Raw genomic sequence first — 15,825 nt, forward strand, 5'->3', positions numbered from 1 at the left:
GTGGCGCGCGCGAAAGGGCCGTACCCCCCGGTCGACCCGGAGGGTACGGCCCTCAACTGCCCGCCCTGACCGCTTACTTGCGGATCAGGCTGCGCAGCACGTACTGCATGATGCCGCCGTTGCGGTAGTAGTCCGCCTCACCGGGGGTGTCGATGCGGACGACCGCGTCGAACTCGACACCGGTGTCGGTGGTGACCTTCACCGTGCGCGGCGTGGTGCCGTTGTTGAGCTCCTCGACGCCGGTGAAGGAGAAGGTCTCCTCGCCGGTCAGGCCGAGGGAGTCGGCGGACTGGCCCTCCGGGAACTGCAGCGGCAGGACGCCCATGCCGATGAGGTTCGAGCGGTGGATGCGCTCGTACGACTCGGTGATGACGGCCTTGACGCCGAGCAGCGCGGTGCCCTTGGCGGCCCAGTCGCGGGACGAGCCGGAGCCGTACTCCTTGCCGCCCAGGATCACCAGCGGGGTGCCCTGCTCGATGTAGTTGCGCGAGGCGTCGTAGATGAAGGAGACGGGGGCGTCCTCCTTCGTGAAGTCGCGGGTGTAGCCGCCCTCGGTGCCCGGCGCGAGCTGGTTGCGCAGGCGGATGTTGGCGAACGTGCCGCGGATCATGACCTCGTGGTTGCCGCGGCGCGAGCCGTAGCTGTTGAAGTCACGGCGCTCGACGCCGTGCTCGGTCAGGTACTGACCGGCCGGGGTGTCGGCCTTGATGGCGCCGGCGGGCGAGATGTGGTCGGTGGTGACCGAGTCGCCGAGCTTGGCGAGGACGCGCGCGCCGGAGATGTCGGCGACCGGGGCCGGCTCCATCTCCATGCCCTCGAAGTACGGGGGCTTGCGGACGTACGTCGACTCGGTGTCCCACTCGAAGGTGTTGCCGGTCGGGATGGACAGCGCCTGCCACTGGGCGTCGCCCGCGAAGACGTCCTGGTAGGACTTGTTGAACATGTCCTCGCCGATGGCGTTCGCCACGACGTCGTTGACCTCGGCCTCGGTCGGCCAGATGTCGGCCAGGTGGACGGGCTTGCCGTCCTGGTCGACGCCGAGCGCGTCCTTGGTGATGTCCACCTTCATGGAGCCCGCGATGGCGTACGCGACGACCAGCGGCGGGGACGCCAGGTAGTTCATCTTGACGTCGGGGTTGATGCGGCCCTCGAAGTTCCGGTTGCCGGAGAGGACCGAAGTGACCGCCAGGTCATGGTCGTTGACGGCCTTGGAGACCTCCTCGGGCAGCGGGCCCGAGTTGCCGATGCAGGTGGTGCAGCCGTAGCCGACGAGGTTGAAGCCGACCTTGTCGAGGTAGGGGGTGAGCCCCGCCTTGTCGAAGTAGTCGGTGACGACCTTCGAGCCGGGCGCGAGGGTGGTCTTGACCCACGGCTTGCGGGTCAGGCCCTTCTCGACGGCCTTCTTCGCGACGAGCGCGGCGGCGACCATCACGTACGGGTTCGAGGTGTTGGTGCAGGAGGTGATGGCCGCGACCGTCACCGCACCGTGGTCGATCTCGTACGTCGAGCCGTCGGGGGCGGTCACGGTGACCGGGTTCGACGGGACGCCGTTGGTGTGCGCCGGGGCGTCGGACGCCGGGAAGGACTCCTTGCCGGCCTCCTCGTCGTCGGTGACGTAGTTGCGCACGTCGACGGCGAACTGCTGCGCGGCGCCCGCGAGGACGATGCGGTCCTGCGGACGCTTCGGACCGGCGATCGACGGGACGACCGTCGAGAGGTCCAGCTCCAGCTTCTCGGAGAAGTCGGGCTCGGCGGCCGGGTCCAGCCAGAGGCCCTGCTCCTTGGCGTACGCCTCGACGAGCGCGACCTGCTGCTCGGAGCGGCCGGTCAGCTTCAGGTAGTTCAGCGTCTCCCCGTCGATCGGGAAGATGGCGGCCGTCGAACCGAACTCGGGCGACATGTTGCCGATGGTGGCGCGGTTGGCGAGGGAGGTGGCGGCGACGCCCTCGCCGTAGAACTCGACGAACTTGCCGACGACGCCGTGCTTGCGCAGCATCTCGGTGATCGTGAGCACGAGGTCCGTGGCGGTGGTGCCCGGCTTGAGCTCACCGGTCAGCTTGAAGCCGACGACGCGCGGGATGAGCATCGAGACCGGCTGGCCCAGCATCGCGGCCTCGGCCTCGATGCCGCCGACGCCCCAGCCCAGGACGCCCAGGCCGTTGACCATCGTGGTGTGCGAGTCGGTGCCGACGAGGGTGTCGGGGTACGCCTGGCCATTGCGCACCATGACCGTGCGGGCCAGGTGCTCGATGTTGACCTGGTGGACGATGCCAGTGCCGGGCGGGACGACCTTGAACTCGTCGAACGCGGTCTGGCCCCAGCGCAGGAACTGGTAGCGCTCCTTGTTGCGGCCGTACTCCAGCTCCACGTTCTGGCCGAACGCGTCCTTGGTGCCGAACTTGTCGGCGATGACGGAGTGGTCGATGACCAGCTCGGCCGGGGCCAGCGGGTTGATCTTCGCCGGGTCGCCGCCGAGCTCCTTCACGGCCTCACGCATGGTGGCGAGGTCCACCACGCAGGGGACGCCGGTGAAGTCCTGCATGATCACGCGGGCCGGCGTGAACTGGATCTCCTGGGAGGGCTGGGCCTGCGAGTCCCAGTTGCCGAGGGCACGGATGTGGTCGGCGGTGATGTTCGCGCCGTCCTCCGTGCGGAGCAGGTTCTCCAGCAGAACCTTGAGGCTGTAGGGAAGGCGAGCAGAGCCCTCGACCTTGTCCAGCCTGAAGATCTCGTACGACTCGTCGCCCACGCGCAGCGTGCTGCGGGCGTCGAAGCTGTTCGCCGACACGACAGTCTCCTTCATATATGTGCGCGTTCCACCACATCGTGCCGCCACGCCCCGCCGCCGATCCGCTAAGGTAAGGCTTAGTTAGGGTTGCCTTACCGTCAGGGTCGACGGATGCGTGTGGCTGCGGTGCGCCTCGGCAGATATCTCGATGTCGAGATAACCCTAGTACATCACGCCGCGGGGCGACGAGGCGTGCCCGGGCGTCCCCGCTACGGAACCACGGAACCGCGAGGGTTCCCGTCGTCGTTGGTACCCCTGTGGAAGATCTCTATGAAATCCAGCTCGGCGTCTTCGCCGCCCCGGAGGCACTGCGCGGACTCGTCGAGGGCTGCACCCGCGTCCTGGAGGAGCGGGGACGGCCGTACGGGCTGAAGGTCGCCGGGCAGGGAAGCGAGCGGAGCGGCGGCGGGATGTCGATCGCCGAGTTCTACGACGAGCTGCCCGAGCAGTGGCGCGTGGAGCACCCCGGCGAGGACCCGGGCGAGCGGGAGAACTACGAGATCCGCGTGGGCGTCGTCGTCACGCACGCGGAGATGGAGGAGCTGCGCGACCGGCTCACCCGCGTCGCCTGCCCCGATCCCGGGCACGCCTCGCCCTGCCCCGTCCCGTGGGGCACGGGGCACATCAGGGCGGGCGGCGTCCAGGACGAGGAGGGAGTCGTCGAGGAGCGGTTCGGGCATCTGCGCGCGCGGTAGCGTGCAGCCGTGCCGCCACAGAAGCGCGCAGCCGTGCCGCCCGTGACCCTCGCCGATGTCGCGCGCGCCGCCGAGGTGTCGACCGCGACCGTCTCGCACGCCCTGAACGGCACGGGACGGCTGGGCGAGGCCACCCGGCGGCGGGTCCGCGAACTCGCCACCGCGCTCGGCTACGGCGCCCCCCGCACCGCCCCCACCCGCACCCTCGGCGTCGCGGTCACCACCTTCCCCGGGCCCTGGAACTACACGGAGATCGCCTACTTCTCGCGCGTCGTCACCGCCGCCACCGCGGCCGCCCACACGCACGGCTACGCCCTCACCACGCTGCCCGCCGACCGCGTCGCGGACGCCGCCTGGCACACCCTCGCCGTCGACGGGATGCTCGTCATCGACAGCCCGCCGGGCGACCCGATGGTGCGGGCCCTGCGCGCCCGCGGCGTCCCCCTCGTCTTCGACGGCGCCCCCGTCGACGCACGCCCCGGCGACCACTGGGTCGACAACGACCACGCGGCGACCGCCCGCGAGGTCCTCGGCCACCTGCGCGCGGCGGGCGCGCGGCGCATCGTGCTCCAGTCGGGCAGCGGGGGCGAGCACTACGCCCGGGCGATCCGGGCCGCGTACGAGCAGTGGTGCGCCGAGCAGGGGGCGCCCGCGCTCGTCGTCGACTTCGACCGGGACGACGCCGCGGGCCACGCCTTCGACGGGCTGCTCGACGCCGGGGCGGACGCGGTGTACGCCGTGTACGACCCGGGCGGCCACCAACTCCTCGCCGCCGCCCGCCGCCACGGCCTGCGCGTCCCCGACGAGCTGCTCCTGGTGTGCGCGAGCGAGGATCCCGCGTACGAGCGCACCGACCCGCCGGTCACCACGGTGACCCTCGCCCCGGAGCGCTCGGCGCGCGAGGCGGTGGCGCTCCTCGTCGCGCTGGCCGAGGGGGCGGCCGGGGTGCCGGCGGGGCCGGTCACGGTGCCCGCGGGCCTGAAGGTGCGCGCTTCCTCGCGGCGGTAGCGGTTGGGGGCTGCGGATTCCGTCGTCCGGGACGGCTTCTGGTTAAGCCGTTACTCACCCAGGGTCCCTGGCAACAGCCAACCCCCTTGGAGTGCCCATGAGTTCGCTCTCCCCCCTGTCCCGGCGCGGCGTCATCGCCGCTGCGGGCGCCACCGGGCTCGCCGCCGTCGCGGGCGCCCCCGCCGTCGCCTCCGCCCCGCACGGGCGGCGGTCCGCCGCGCTCGTCGTCCACAACGCCCGGGTGTTCACCGGGGTCCGCGGGGCGCCCCTAGCCGAGGCCGTCGCCGTCGGCAGGGACGGGCGGATCCTCGGCGTCGGCGGCGCGGAGGTGCGCCGGTTCGCCGGGCGGGACACCGAGGTCGTGGACGCGAAGGGCGCCACCGTGATGAGCGGGATCCACGACGGGCACGCCCACCCCACGGACGCCGCGAGCCGCTCGCTGCGACCCTCCCTCGGGGGCGCCGAACAGACCGTGGCGGACCTGCAGAAGACCCTCACCGGGTTCCTCAAGGACTCCGCCGACCAGGAGCCCGACGGCTGGCTGGTGGTGGAGGACTGGAATCCCGTCGGGCTGCTTCCGCACGGCACCGCCCCGCACCACGACATGCTCGACTCCCTGCCGACCCGCCGCCCCGTCGCGCTGCGCGGCGGCGACGGCCACAACATCTGGGTCAACCGGCGTGCCCTCGACATCGCCAAGATCACCGCGGACACCCCCGACCCGGTCGGCGGGAAGATCGTCAAGGGCAAGGACGGCAAGCCCACGGGCGTGCTCAAGGACGACGCCCAGCCCGTCGTCACGAAGCACATTCCCGAGCCGAGCCCCAAGGAGCTGCACGCGGCCGCCGCGAAGATCCTCGCCCAGGCCGCCGCGTCCGGGATCACCACCTTCATGGAAGCCGTCGTCGGACACGACGAGTTGACGGTCTACCGGTCCCTCGCCGAGACCGGGCAGCTCCTCCAGCGCTTCGTGCCCGCGCTGCGCATCGACACCGACAAGACCAAGGACCCGGCCGCCGCCCTCGCCTACGCCCGCGGCCTGCGCGCCGACTTCGACGACGTGCCGGGCCTGCGCTTCGGCACCGTCAAGGTCTTCCTCGACGGCGTCATCGAGTACCCGGCGCAGACGGCCGCCCTCCTGGAGCCGTACCTCGACAAGGACGGCAGGCCGACCGACAACCGCGGCGAGCTCTATGTCTCCGCCGCCGACTACGGCAGGCTCAGCGCGGCCTTCAACGCGGCGGGCTGGCAGATGCACGCGCACGCCCTCGGCGACCGCGCCGTGCGCACCGCGCTCGACGGCTACGCGTACGCCCTGCGCGCCACCGGGCGCCGCGATCTGCGCAACACCGCCGCCCACCTCCAGCTGGTGCACCCCGACGACTTCCCCCGTTTCGCCCAACTCGGCGCCATCGCCTGCATGCAGCTCCAGTGGGCCACCCGCAACACCTGGACCATGGACTCCCTGCTCCCCTACATCGGCGCCGCCCGCCACCGCCTGCTCTACCCGGCGCGCAGCCTCCAGCGGCACGGGGCGCCGCTGTCCGGCGGCTCGGACTGGCCCGTCGACCCCTTGCAGGTGTGGAACCAGGTCCGCACCGCCGTCGACCGCACGGGCACGGACGGCGAGGGCGGCGATCTGTACCGCGAGAAGGAGGGGCTGAGCCGGACGACGTCGCTGCGCATGCACACCCTCGGCACCGCGCGTCAACTCCGCATGGAGCATCTCACCGGGACCGTCGAGCGGGGCAAGTCGGCCGATCTGGTGCTGCTGGACCGCGATGTGACGCGGTGTCCGGTGGCCGATATCAGCAGCACCGAGGTGCGCCTGACGCTCGTCGGGGGCACAGTGGTGCACGACGCCTCCACGGCGTCGGGCCGCTCGGCTGCGGCCCGGCTCGCGCGGGCGTCGGCGGGGCCCCGGCCCACGGCCTTCGCGTCCGTGCACGGCGGCAGGCACCGTGGGTGCGGCTGCGGCTGACGGTCCCGGTGTCCGGGCCTGGCTCCGGGGCCGAACTCCCGGTCCGGGCAGGCCCGGAAGGGATCCTTCCCGTTCGGCCCACCCCGCCGCGCGACTCATCTCATATCTGAGATAGCCTTCGTCACATGGCAGACGACTACCTCGTACGCATCGGCAAGCTCATCCGCGACGCCCGGCAGCACCGGGGCTGGACGCAGACGCAGCTCGCCGAGGCACTCAGCACCAGCCAGAGTGCCGTCAACCGCATCGAGCGCGGCAACCAGAACATCAGCCTTGAGATGATCGCCAGGATCGGCGAGGCTCTCGACAGTGAAATCGTCTCGCTCGGGTACGCGGGTCCCATGCACCTGCGCGTCGTCGGCGGCCGCCGTCTCTCCGGCTCCATCGACGTCAAGACGAGCAAGAACGCGTGCGTGGCGCTGCTCTGCGCATCCCTCCTCAACAAGGGCCGCACGGTACTGCGCCGCGTCGCCCGCATCGAAGAGGTCTACCGGCTCCTCGAAGTCCTCAACTCCATTGGTGTACGCACCCGTTGGATCAACGACGGGGTGGACCTGGAGATCGTGCCGCCCGCGAAGCTCGACATGGACGCCATCGACGCGGAGGCGGCCATCCGCACCCGCTCGATCATCATGTTCCTGGGCCCGCTGCTGCACCGCATGGACCGCTTCAAGCTGCCGTACGCGGGCGGCTGCGACCTCGGCACCCGCACGATCGAGCCACACATGATCGCGCTGCGCCGCTTCGGCCTGGACATCGCGGCCACCGAGGGGCTCTACCACGCGGAGGTGGAGCGCGGCGTCTCCCCCGACCGCCCGATCGTGCTGACCGAGCGCGGCGACACCGTGACGGAGAACGCTCTCCTTGCCGCCGCCCGCGCCGAGGGCACGACGGTCATCCGCAACGCCTCGTCCAACTACATGGTCCAGGACCTCTGCTTCTTCCTGGAGGCCCTGGGCGTCAAGGTCGAGGGCATCGGCACCACCACGCTCACGGTGCACGGCGTGCCGACCATCGACGTGGACGTCGACTACTCCCCCTCCGAGGACCCGGTCGAGGCGATGAGCCTGCTCGCCGCCGCCGTGGTCACCGAGTCGGAGCTCACCATCCGCCGGGTGCCGATCGAGTTCATGGAGATCGAGCTCGCGGTCCTGGAGGAGATGGGCCTCGACCAGGACCGCTCGGCGGAGTACGCGGCGGACAACGGCCGCACCCGCCTCGTGGACCTCACGGTGCGCCCCTCCAAACTGGAGGCGCCCATCGACAAGATCCACCCGATGCCGTTCCCCGGCCTCAACATCGACAACGTCCCCTTCTTCGCGGCCATCGCGGCCGTGGCGCAGGGCAAGACCCTCATCCACGACTGGGTCTACGACAACCGCGCGATCTACCTCACGGACCTCAACCGGCTCGGCGGGCGCCTCCAGCTCCTCGACCCGCACCGGGTGCTGGTCGAGGGCCCGACGCGCTGGCGCGCCGCCGAGATGATGTGCCCGCCGGCGCTGCGCCCGGCCGTGGTCGTGCTGCTCGCGATGATGGCGGCGGAGGGCACGTCGGTGCTGCGCAACGTGTACGTGATCAACCGCGGCTACGAGGACCTGGCGGAGCGCCTCAACTCGGTGGGCGCGCAGATCGAGACGTTCCGCGACATCTAGTCCGCGGGACGGCGTTTCAGGACGGGGGCGCGGGGTCGCGGTTCATTCCAGCACCGCGACCCCGTCCAGCTCCACCAGCGCCTGCTCGTCCCAGAGCCGGACGACGCCCACCACCGCCATGGCCGGGTAGTCCCGCCCCGCCAACCGCCGCCAGCTGCGCCCGAGTTCGGCGGCGTGCGTGCGGTAGTCGGCGACGTCCGTGGCGTACACCGTGACGCGGGCCAGGTCGGCGGGGGTGCCGCCGGCGTGGCGCAGGGCGGTGAGGAGGTTGGTGAGGGCGGTCTCGAACTGCTCGGGCAGCGTCTCCCCCGTGACCTTGCCCTCCCCGTCGAGGGCGGTCTGGCCCGCGAGGAAGACGAGACGGCCGCCGGTCGCGGTCACGGCGTGCGAGAAGCCCGTGGGCGGGGAGAGTTCGGCGGGATTGACGCGGTGCAGGGTCATGCGGGCGGCCCTTCCGTGGTGGTCGAATCTGCGTGGTCGGCGTACAACTCCTTGCCGATGATGGACCGTTGGACCTCACTGGCGCCCTCGTAGATGCGCGGGGCGCGCACCTCGCGGTAGAGGTGTTCGAGGAGGTGGCCGCGCTGGAGGGCGCGGGCGCCGTGCAGCTGGACGGCCGCGTCGACGACGTACTGGGCGGTCTCGGTGGCGAGCAGCTTGGCCATCGCGGCGCGGCGCGCGATGCCGGGGTCCCCCCGGTCGTACGCCGCCGCGGCCGCGTACACCATCAGGCGGGCCGACTCGGTGCGCAGCGCCATCTCGGCGACCTGGTGCGAGACCGACTGCAGGTCGCTCAACACCCCGCCGAAGGCCCGGCGTTGCGATGTGTGCGCGAGCGTCGCGTCGAGCGCGGCCTGCGCCATCCCGACGGCGAAGGCGCCGACGCTGGGGCGGAACCGGTTCAGGGTGGTCATGGCGACCCGGAACCCGCGGTCGACCTCGCCGAGCACATCGTCCCCGGTGACGCGCACGCCGTCGAAGGTGAGGGTCCCGATGGGGTGCGGCGAGAGCATGTCGAGCGGCTCGCCGCCGAGCCCCGGGCGGCCGGCGGGCACGAGGAAGGCGGTGACGCCGCGGGCGCCCGCGTCCTGGGTGGTGCGGGCGAAGACGGTGGCGAAGTCGGCCTCGGGGGCGTTGGAGATCCAGCGCTTCTCGCCGGTGAGCCGCCAGCCCGAGGCGCCGTCGCGCTCCGCCCGCAGCGTGAGTGCCGCCGCGTCCGAGCCCGCGTCCGGCTCGGAGAGCGCGAAGGCCGCGACCGCCCGCCCCTCGCGGGCGGGAGCGAGCCACTCCTCGCGCTGGCGTGCGGTGCCGAAGGCGTGGACGGGGTGCGCGCCGAGCCCCTGCAGGGCCAGCGCGGTCTCTGCCTCGGTGCAGGAGCGGGCGAGGGACTCCCGCATGAGACAGAGCCCGAGCGCACCGCTCCGTGGCCCCTCCTTGTCCGTGAACAGCGCTTCCAGCAGCCCGAGTTGGCCCAGCTCAGCCACCAGCGGACGGTTCACCCGGCCCGGCTCGCCCCGCTCCGCCAGTGGGCGCAGCCGCGTCGCGGCCAGGACGCGCAGCTCCTCCGCCCATGCGGTTTGTTCCGGTTCGAGGGAGAATGCCGACACCCAGGACCCCTCCTTTATCGCGCACCATTGACTGTCGTCACCATCACGATACGCTCGAAGCGCCAGGGCCTGCCCGGCGGATCCGGCCGCAGAATTTCGAGCTCGCCAGTACGTCGCCGGTGAGCGGTCTCTGGTGCGTGCAGCTGCAAGGCGGAGGAGGGAGTCAACGCGGAGCGTTGGCGACCGACGACAACGCGGCAGATGTGCGCACCAGAGACCGCGACCGCGGCAGGATCCGCCGGGCAGGCCCTGGCTCTCCACCCCGTCGACAAGACCTCGGGTCGACAGGACCTCGGCAAGGGGGCGCACCTCCATGGACGCCAGCGGCACCTGCGCACTGACACCTTCGGCCCACACCGACACCTTCGCGCGCGACCACCTCCCGCCCGTCGAGCAGTGGCCCGCCCTCGTCCGCGACCGGCCCGAGCTGCACTACGCGCCCCGGCTCAACTGCGGGGCCGAGCTCCTGGACCACACGGCAGCGCGGTTCGGCACCGACCGGCCCGCGTTCCGCTCGGGCTCCGGCGAGGTCTGGTCGTACGGCGAACTGCGGCGCCGCGTCGACTCCCTCGCGCACGTCCTGACCGGCGAGCTCGGCGTCGTCCCCGGCAACCGCGTGCTGCTGCGCGGCCCCACCACGCCCTGGCTGGCGGCCTGTTGGCTCGCGGTGATGAAGGCGGGCGCCGTCGCGGTCACCGTCCTGGCGCAGCACCGCCCGCACGAGCTGGCCACGATGTGCGAGATCGCGGAGGTCCGGCACGCGCTGTGCGACGCCCGCTCGCTCGACGACCTGACGAAGGCGGGGATCGCGGGCCTGAGCGTGACCACGTACGGCGGCGAGGGCCCCGACGACCTGCTCACCCGGGCGGCCGCCCACGAGGAGCCCTACGAAGCCGTGGACACCGCGGCCGACGACGTCGCCCTGATCGCGTTCACCTCGGGCACCACCGGGCGCCCCAAGGGCTGCATGCACTTCCACCGCGACGTCCTGGCGATCGCCGACACCTTCGCGCGCCACGTCCTCAAGCCCGTCCCGGACGACGTGTTCGCGGGCAGCCCGCCGCTCGGCTTCACCTTCGGCCTCGGCGGGCTCGTCATCTTCCCGCTGCGGGCGGGAGCCTCCACGCTGCTGCTCGAACAGGCGGGCCCCAAGCAGCTGTTGGCCGCGGTCACCGAGCACCGGGTGAGCGTCGTGTTCACGGCGCCGACCGCCTACCGCACGATGCTCGACGAGCTCACGGAGCACTCCGCGTACGACATCTCCTCGCTGCGCCGCTGCGTCTCGGCGGGCGAGAACCTGCCCGCCGCGACCTGGGAGGCGTGGCGCGAGCGCACCGGCCACCGCATCATCAACGGCATCGGCGCGACGGAGCTCCTGCACATCTTCATCTCCGCCGCCGACGAGGCGATCCGCCCCGGCACCACGGGCCGCCCGGTACCGGGGTGGCACGCGCGCGTCGTCGACGAGGCGGGGCACCCGCTGCCGGACGGCGAGCCGGGCCTGCTCGCGGTGCGCGGCCCCGTCGGCTGCCGCTATCTCGCCGATCCGCGCCAGCAGGAGTACGTGCGGCACGGCTGGAACGTCACCGGGGACACCTACGTCCGGGACCCCGACGGCTGCTTCCGCTACGTCGCACGCGCGGACGACATGATCATTTCGGCCGGATACAACATCGCGGGCCCCGAGGTGGAGGAGGCCCTGCTGCGCCACCCGGACGTGGTCGAGACGGCGGTGGTGGGGCTGCCCGACGAGCGGCGCGGACAGCTGGTCGCGGCGTACGTGGTGCTGCGCGCGGGCGCCCCGCGCGACGCCGGTCGGCTGCAGGAATTCGTCAAGGCCGAGCTGACTCCCTACAAGTGCCCGCGCGAGATCGTCTTCCTCGACGCGCTGCCGCGCACCGCCACGGGCAAGCTCCAGCGCTTCCGGCTGCGGGCGGGCCCCGTCGACCGGAAGCCGGAGCCCGCGCCCGGAACCGTAGAGTGATCACGTGTCCGAGCAGCGCACCCCACGGTCCTTGATCGTCACGTTCTACGGCGCGTACGGGCGTACGCGGCCCGGCCCCGTCCCGGTCGCGGAGCTGGTCCGGCTGCTCGCGCCCGTGGGCGTCGACGCCCCCGCCGTGCGCTCGTCGGTCTCCCGCCTCAAGCGCCGCGGACTGCTCCTGCCCGCCCGTACGGAGTCGGGCGCGGCCGGGTACGAGCTGTCGCCCGACGCCCGCCAGCTCCTGGACGACGGCGACCGGCGCATCTACGCCGCCCCCGAGCCGGACACGGCGGGCGAGTGGGTGCTCGCCGTCTTCTCCGTGCCCGAGCCGGAGCGGCAGAAGCGGCACGTGCTGCGCTCGCGGCTCGCGGGGCTCGGCTTCGGCACGGCGGCGCCGGGCGTGTGGATCGCGCCGGTGCACCTGTACGAGGAGACCCGGCACACCCTGGAGCGCCTCCAACTCGACGCCTACGTCGACCTGTTCCGGGGCACGCACCTCGGCTTCGCGGCCACGGCCGAGTCGGTGGCCCGGTGGTGGGACCTCGCCGCGCTCGCCAAGCAGCACGAGGCGTTCCTCGACCGCCACGAACCGGTCCTGCGCGCCTGGCAGTCGCGCCCGGACACCCCTCCCGAGGAGGCGTACCGGGACTATCTCCTCGCCCTGGACTCCTGGCGGCACCTGCCCTACGCCGACCCGGGCCTGCCCGCCGAGCTGCTGCCCGCGGACTGGCCGGGGGCGCGCTCGGCGGCGGTCTTCCGCGAGCTGCACGGGCGGCTGCGCGAGGCGGCCGCGGAGTTCACCGCGTCCGCCTGAACGGGCTCAACCCCCCCAGGGTGAGCCGGGGCTTGGGGCCGTCCGTGCGACCGGTCTGGGGGCGCCTGCTGCCCGCGCGGTACGGGGCGGGCCAGCTGGCGCCGGGGCCGCTGTAGCCCTGTTCGGCGGCGGCGTGCAGCGTCCAGTGCGGGTCGTACAGATGCGGCCTGGCCAGCGCGCACAGGTCCGTACGACCGGCCAGGATCAGCGAGTTGACGTCGTCCCAGGAGGAGATGGCGCCCACCGAGAGCACGGGGATGCCGGTCTCGTTGCGGATGCGGTCGGCGTACGGGGTCTGGTAGGAGCGGCCGTACGCGGGCTGTTCGTCGGCGACGACCTGCCCGGTGGAGACGTCGACGGCGTCGGCCCCGTGGGCGGCGAAGGCGCGGGCGATCCCGACGGCGTCGTCGGCCGTGGTGCCGCCCTCGGCCCAGTCCGTCGCGGAGATCCGCACCGTCATGGGCCGCTCGGCCGGCCACACCTCCCGTACCGCGTCGAAGACTTCGAGCGGGAAGCGCAGCCGGTTCTCCAGCGAGCCGCCGTACTGGTCGTCGCGGAGGTTGGTGAGCGGGGAGAGGAAGCCGGAGAGCAAGTAGCCGTGGGCGCAGTGCAGTTCGAGGAGGTCGAAGCCCGCGCGGGCGGCGCGCCGGGCGGCGGCCTTGAACTGGAGGGTGAGCACGGCGAGTTCACCGGTGGTGAGGGCGCGGGGGCGCTGGCTGCCCTCCTTGTACGGGAGCGGGGAGGCGGCCACGAGCGGCCAGTTGCCCTCGTCGAGGGGGTCGTCGATGCCCTCCCACATCAGCTTCGTGGAGCCCTTGCGGCCCGAGTGCCCGAGCTGCACGCCGATCGCGGTGCCCGGGGCCTGGGCGTGCGCGAAGTCGGTGATCCGCCGCCAGGCCGCCTCCTGTTGCGGGGTGTAGAGCCCGGCGCAGCCCGGCGTGATCCGGCCGTCCTCGGTGACGCACACCATCTCCGTCATCACCAGGCCCGCCCCGCCGAGCGCCCGCGCGCCCAGGTGGACCAGGTGGAAGTCGCCGGGCACTCCGTCCTCGGCGGAGTACATGTCCATCGGCGAGACCACGACGCGGTTGCGCAGGGTCAGCCCGCGCAGCCGGAACGGCGTGAACATCGGCGGGGTGCCCTCGGGACAGCCGAACTCCCGCTCCACGGCCTGGGTGAAGCCCGCGTCGCGCAGCCGGAGGTTGTCGTGGGTGACGCGGCGGCTGCGGGTGAGCAGGTTGAAGGCGAACTGCCGGGGCGCCTGGTCCACATAGAGCCCCAGCTCCTCGAACCACTGCAGGCTGGCGGCGGCCGCGCGCTGGGTGGAGGCGACGACGGGGCGGCGCTCCTCCTCGTACGCGGCGAGGGCGGCCGGGATGTCGGGCTGCTCCTGAAGGCAGGCGGCGAGCGCGAGGGCGTCCTCGACGGCGAGCTTGGTGCCGGAGCCGATGGAGAAGTGGGCGGTGTGCGCGGCGTCCCCGAGGAGCACGCAATTGCCGTACGACCACTGCTCGTTGACGACCGTGCGGAAGCTGATCCAGGAGGAGTTGTTGGAGCGCAGCGGGCGCCCCCCGAGGGCGTCCGCGAAGATCTTGGCGCACCGCTCGACGGAGGCGGCCTCGTCGAGCTCGGCGAACCCGGCGGCCTCCCAGACCTCTTCGCGCATCTCGACGATGACGGTGGAGGCGCTCTCCGCGTACGGGTAGCCGTGCAGCTGCATCACGCCGTGCTCGGTCTCGGCGATCTCGAAGCGGAAGGCGTCGAAGGCGAAGTCGGCGGCGAGCCAGATGTAGCGGCAGCGGTGCGTGGTGAGGGTGGGCTTGAAGACGTCGGCGTGCGCCGCGCGGGTGAGGCTGTGCACGCCGTCGGCGGCGATCACCAGGTCGTGGCTCGCGGCGAGTTCGGCGGTGGGCGGCGCCTCCGTACGGAAGCGGAGGTCCACGCCGAGCTCCCGGCAGCGCTCGTGCAGGACGGCGAGGACCCGCTTGCGGCTGAGCGCGGCGAAGCCGTGGCCGCCCGAGGTGTGCCGCTGCCCCCGGTGCACGATGTCGATGTCGTCCCAGCGCACGAACTCCGCCTGGAGCGCGGCGTACACGGCGGGGTCGGCGTGCTCGATGCCGCCGAGCGTCTCGTCCGAGAGGACGACGCCGAAGCCGAAGGTGTCGTCGGGCGCGTTGCGCTCCCAGACGGTGATCTCGCGGGTGGGGTCGAGGCGCTTGAGGAGCACCGCCGCGTACAGCCCGCCGGGTCCGCCGCCGACGACGGCGACGCGCCGGGCGGTCACGGCACGGGCGTCACCGCCTTCCTGGGAGTTCATCAACTACCTCACCGTCCCCGCCACTTGGGCGAGCGCTTGGCCGTGAACGCGGCGTGGAACTCGGCGTAGTCCTCGCCGTTCATCAGCAGCGCCTGTGTCGCCGCGTCCATCTCCACGGCGGCGGCGAGCGGCATGTCGAGCTCGGCGGTGAGCAGCGCCTTGGTCTGGGCGTGGGCGAGGGCGGGACCGTCGGCGAGCCGCCGCGCCAGGGCCTGCGCGGCCTCGGCGGCGCGGCCCTCCTCGGTCAACTCGCTGATCAGACCGATCCGTTCGGCCTCCGGCGCGCGCACCGCGTCGCCCAGCATCAGCAGCCGCGTGGCATGGCCGAGGCCGACGACGCGGGGCAGCAGATAGGCGGCGCCCATGTCGCCGCCGGAGAGCCCGACGCGGGTGAAGAGGAACGCGAACCGCGCGCTCGGGTCGGCCACCCGGAAGTCCGCGGCGAGCGCGAGCACGGCACCCGCCCCCGCGGCCACCCCGTGCACGGCGGCGATCACCGGGAACGGGCACTCGCGGATCGCCCGCACGACCTGCCCCGTCATCCGGTTGAAGTCGAGGAGCTGCGCGGTGTCCATGGCGAGCGTGGCGCCGATGATCTCGTCCACGTCGCCGCCCGAGCAGAAGCCGCGCCCCTCGCCGCCGAGCACGAGGGCGCGCACGGCGCGCTCGCGGGAGAGCTCGGCGAGCAGGTCGCGCAGGTCGGCGTAGGCGCCGAAGGTGAGCGCGTTGAGCTTGTCGGGGCGGGCGAGCGTGACGGTGGCGACGCCGTCCTCGACCTCGTAGCGGAGGTGCTGCCAGTCGGGGGTGCGCGGGGCGGAGCCGGTGAAGGGACTCATGACGTGCGGCCTCCGGAATCAGGAGGGGGGCGGCGACTCTTCGAAGTTATCACTTGTTTGTGACTGTCGTCATGAGTACGCGATAGATCTCGCCAACCACGATGGGGTGGACAGGGCCCGCCCTAGGGCACTACGTCCCG

General features: G+C 72.5%; 11 protein-coding genes. 6 read left to right on the top strand and 5 right to left on the bottom strand.

Annotated features, from left to right (window positions below; all coding sequences use genetic code 11):
- Positions 1 to 73: 73 nt before the first annotated feature.
- Complete coding sequence (gene acnA, locus ACQB60_RS25575) at positions 74 to 2,788, bottom strand: aconitate hydratase AcnA (RefSeq protein ID WP_496928457.1); 2,715 nt, start codon at positions 2,786 to 2,788, stop codon at positions 74 to 76.
- 257 nt (positions 2,789 to 3,045) lie between these two features.
- On the opposite strand from acnA, the gene ACQB60_RS25580 reads away from it, so the two are divergent.
- The 4 genes from ACQB60_RS25580 (at position 3,046) to ACQB60_RS25595 (ending at position 8,127) form a co-directional block, all read left to right on the top strand.
- Positions 3,046 to 3,483 (top strand): hypothetical protein, encoded by a 438-nt coding sequence (locus tag ACQB60_RS25580; RefSeq protein WP_496928458.1) that lies wholly within the window; start codon positions 3,046 to 3,048, stop codon positions 3,481 to 3,483.
- A 9-nt stretch (positions 3,484 to 3,492) separates the two neighbouring features.
- Positions 3,493 to 4,491: a LacI family DNA-binding transcriptional regulator gene (locus ACQB60_RS25585; protein WP_496928459.1), complete on the top strand. Its 999-nt coding sequence runs from the start codon at positions 3,493 to 3,495 to the stop codon at positions 4,489 to 4,491.
- Positions 4,492 to 4,588: 97 nt separating this feature from the next.
- Positions 4,589 to 6,472, top strand: coding sequence for an amidohydrolase (locus ACQB60_RS25590; protein ID WP_496928460.1), 1,884 nt, complete (start codon positions 4,589 to 4,591; stop codon positions 6,470 to 6,472).
- Between the two features lie 125 nt (positions 6,473 to 6,597).
- Positions 6,598 to 8,127 (top strand): helix-turn-helix domain-containing protein, encoded by a 1,530-nt coding sequence (locus tag ACQB60_RS25595; RefSeq protein WP_496928461.1) that lies wholly within the window; start codon positions 6,598 to 6,600, stop codon positions 8,125 to 8,127.
- Between the two features lie 42 nt (positions 8,128 to 8,169).
- Here the strand turns inward: ACQB60_RS25595 and ACQB60_RS25600 are convergent, their stop codons facing one another.
- Together ACQB60_RS25600 and ACQB60_RS25605 are read right to left on the bottom strand one after the other, a co-directional pair.
- Positions 8,170 to 8,568, bottom strand: a complete 399-nt coding sequence (locus ACQB60_RS25600; protein WP_496928462.1) for a RidA family protein — start codon at positions 8,566 to 8,568, stop codon at positions 8,170 to 8,172.
- Complete coding sequence (locus ACQB60_RS25605) at positions 8,565 to 9,734, bottom strand: acyl-CoA dehydrogenase family protein (RefSeq protein ID WP_496928463.1); 1,170 nt, start codon at positions 9,732 to 9,734, stop codon at positions 8,565 to 8,567. The genes ACQB60_RS25600 and ACQB60_RS25605 overlap by 4 nt, the downstream gene beginning before the upstream one ends.
- Before the next feature lie 313 nt (positions 9,735 to 10,047).
- Between ACQB60_RS25605 and ACQB60_RS25610 the strand changes: the two genes are divergently transcribed.
- Positions 10,048 to 11,718, top strand: coding sequence for an AMP-binding protein (locus tag ACQB60_RS25610; protein ID WP_496928464.1), 1,671 nt, complete (start codon positions 10,048 to 10,050; stop codon positions 11,716 to 11,718).
- Between the two features lie 4 nt (positions 11,719 to 11,722).
- Complete coding sequence (locus ACQB60_RS25615; protein ID WP_496928465.1) at positions 11,723 to 12,532, top strand: PaaX family transcriptional regulator; 810 nt, start codon at positions 11,723 to 11,725, stop codon at positions 12,530 to 12,532.
- Here ACQB60_RS25615 and ACQB60_RS25620 read toward each other — a convergent pair.
- The gene (locus ACQB60_RS25620) at positions 12,516 to 14,849 is read right to left on the bottom strand and encodes a bifunctional salicylyl-CoA 5-hydroxylase/oxidoreductase (RefSeq protein WP_496928466.1); all 2,334 of its coding nucleotides are present in this window, start codon (positions 14,847 to 14,849) and stop codon (positions 12,516 to 12,518) included. The genes ACQB60_RS25615 and ACQB60_RS25620 overlap by 17 nt on opposite strands.
- An 8-nt stretch (positions 14,850 to 14,857) precedes the next feature.
- The gene (locus ACQB60_RS25625) at positions 14,858 to 15,685 is read right to left on the bottom strand and encodes an enoyl-CoA hydratase family protein (protein WP_384844587.1); all 828 of its coding nucleotides are present in this window, start codon (positions 15,683 to 15,685) and stop codon (positions 14,858 to 14,860) included.
- Positions 15,686 to 15,825: the final 140 nt, after the last annotated feature.

Source organism: Streptomyces odontotermitis (assembly GCF_050510915.1).
In the GTDB taxonomy this organism is placed as follows: domain Bacteria; phylum Actinomycetota; class Actinomycetes; order Streptomycetales; family Streptomycetaceae; genus Streptomyces.

Bases quoted from the DNA above. Each gene is read 5' to 3' on its own strand.
- ACQB60_RS25625 (WP_384844587.1), bottom strand. From the start codon at position 15,685: ATGAGTCCCTTCACCGGCTCCGCCCCGCGCACCCCCGACTGGCAGCAC.
- ACQB60_RS25600 (WP_496928462.1), bottom strand. From the start codon at position 8,568: ATGACCCTGCACCGCGTCAATCCCGCCGAACTCTCCCCGCCCACGGGC.
- ACQB60_RS25590 (WP_496928460.1), top strand. From the start codon at position 4,589: ATGAGTTCGCTCTCCCCCCTGTCCCGGCGCGGCGTCATCGCCGCTGCG.
- ACQB60_RS25620 (WP_496928466.1), bottom strand. From the start codon at position 14,849: ATGAACTCCCAGGAAGGCGGTGACGCCCGTGCCGTGACCGCCCGGCGC.
- ACQB60_RS25610 (WP_496928464.1), top strand. From the start codon at position 10,048: ATGGACGCCAGCGGCACCTGCGCACTGACACCTTCGGCCCACACCGAC.
- ACQB60_RS25595 (WP_496928461.1), top strand. From the start codon at position 6,598: ATGGCAGACGACTACCTCGTACGCATCGGCAAGCTCATCCGCGACGCC.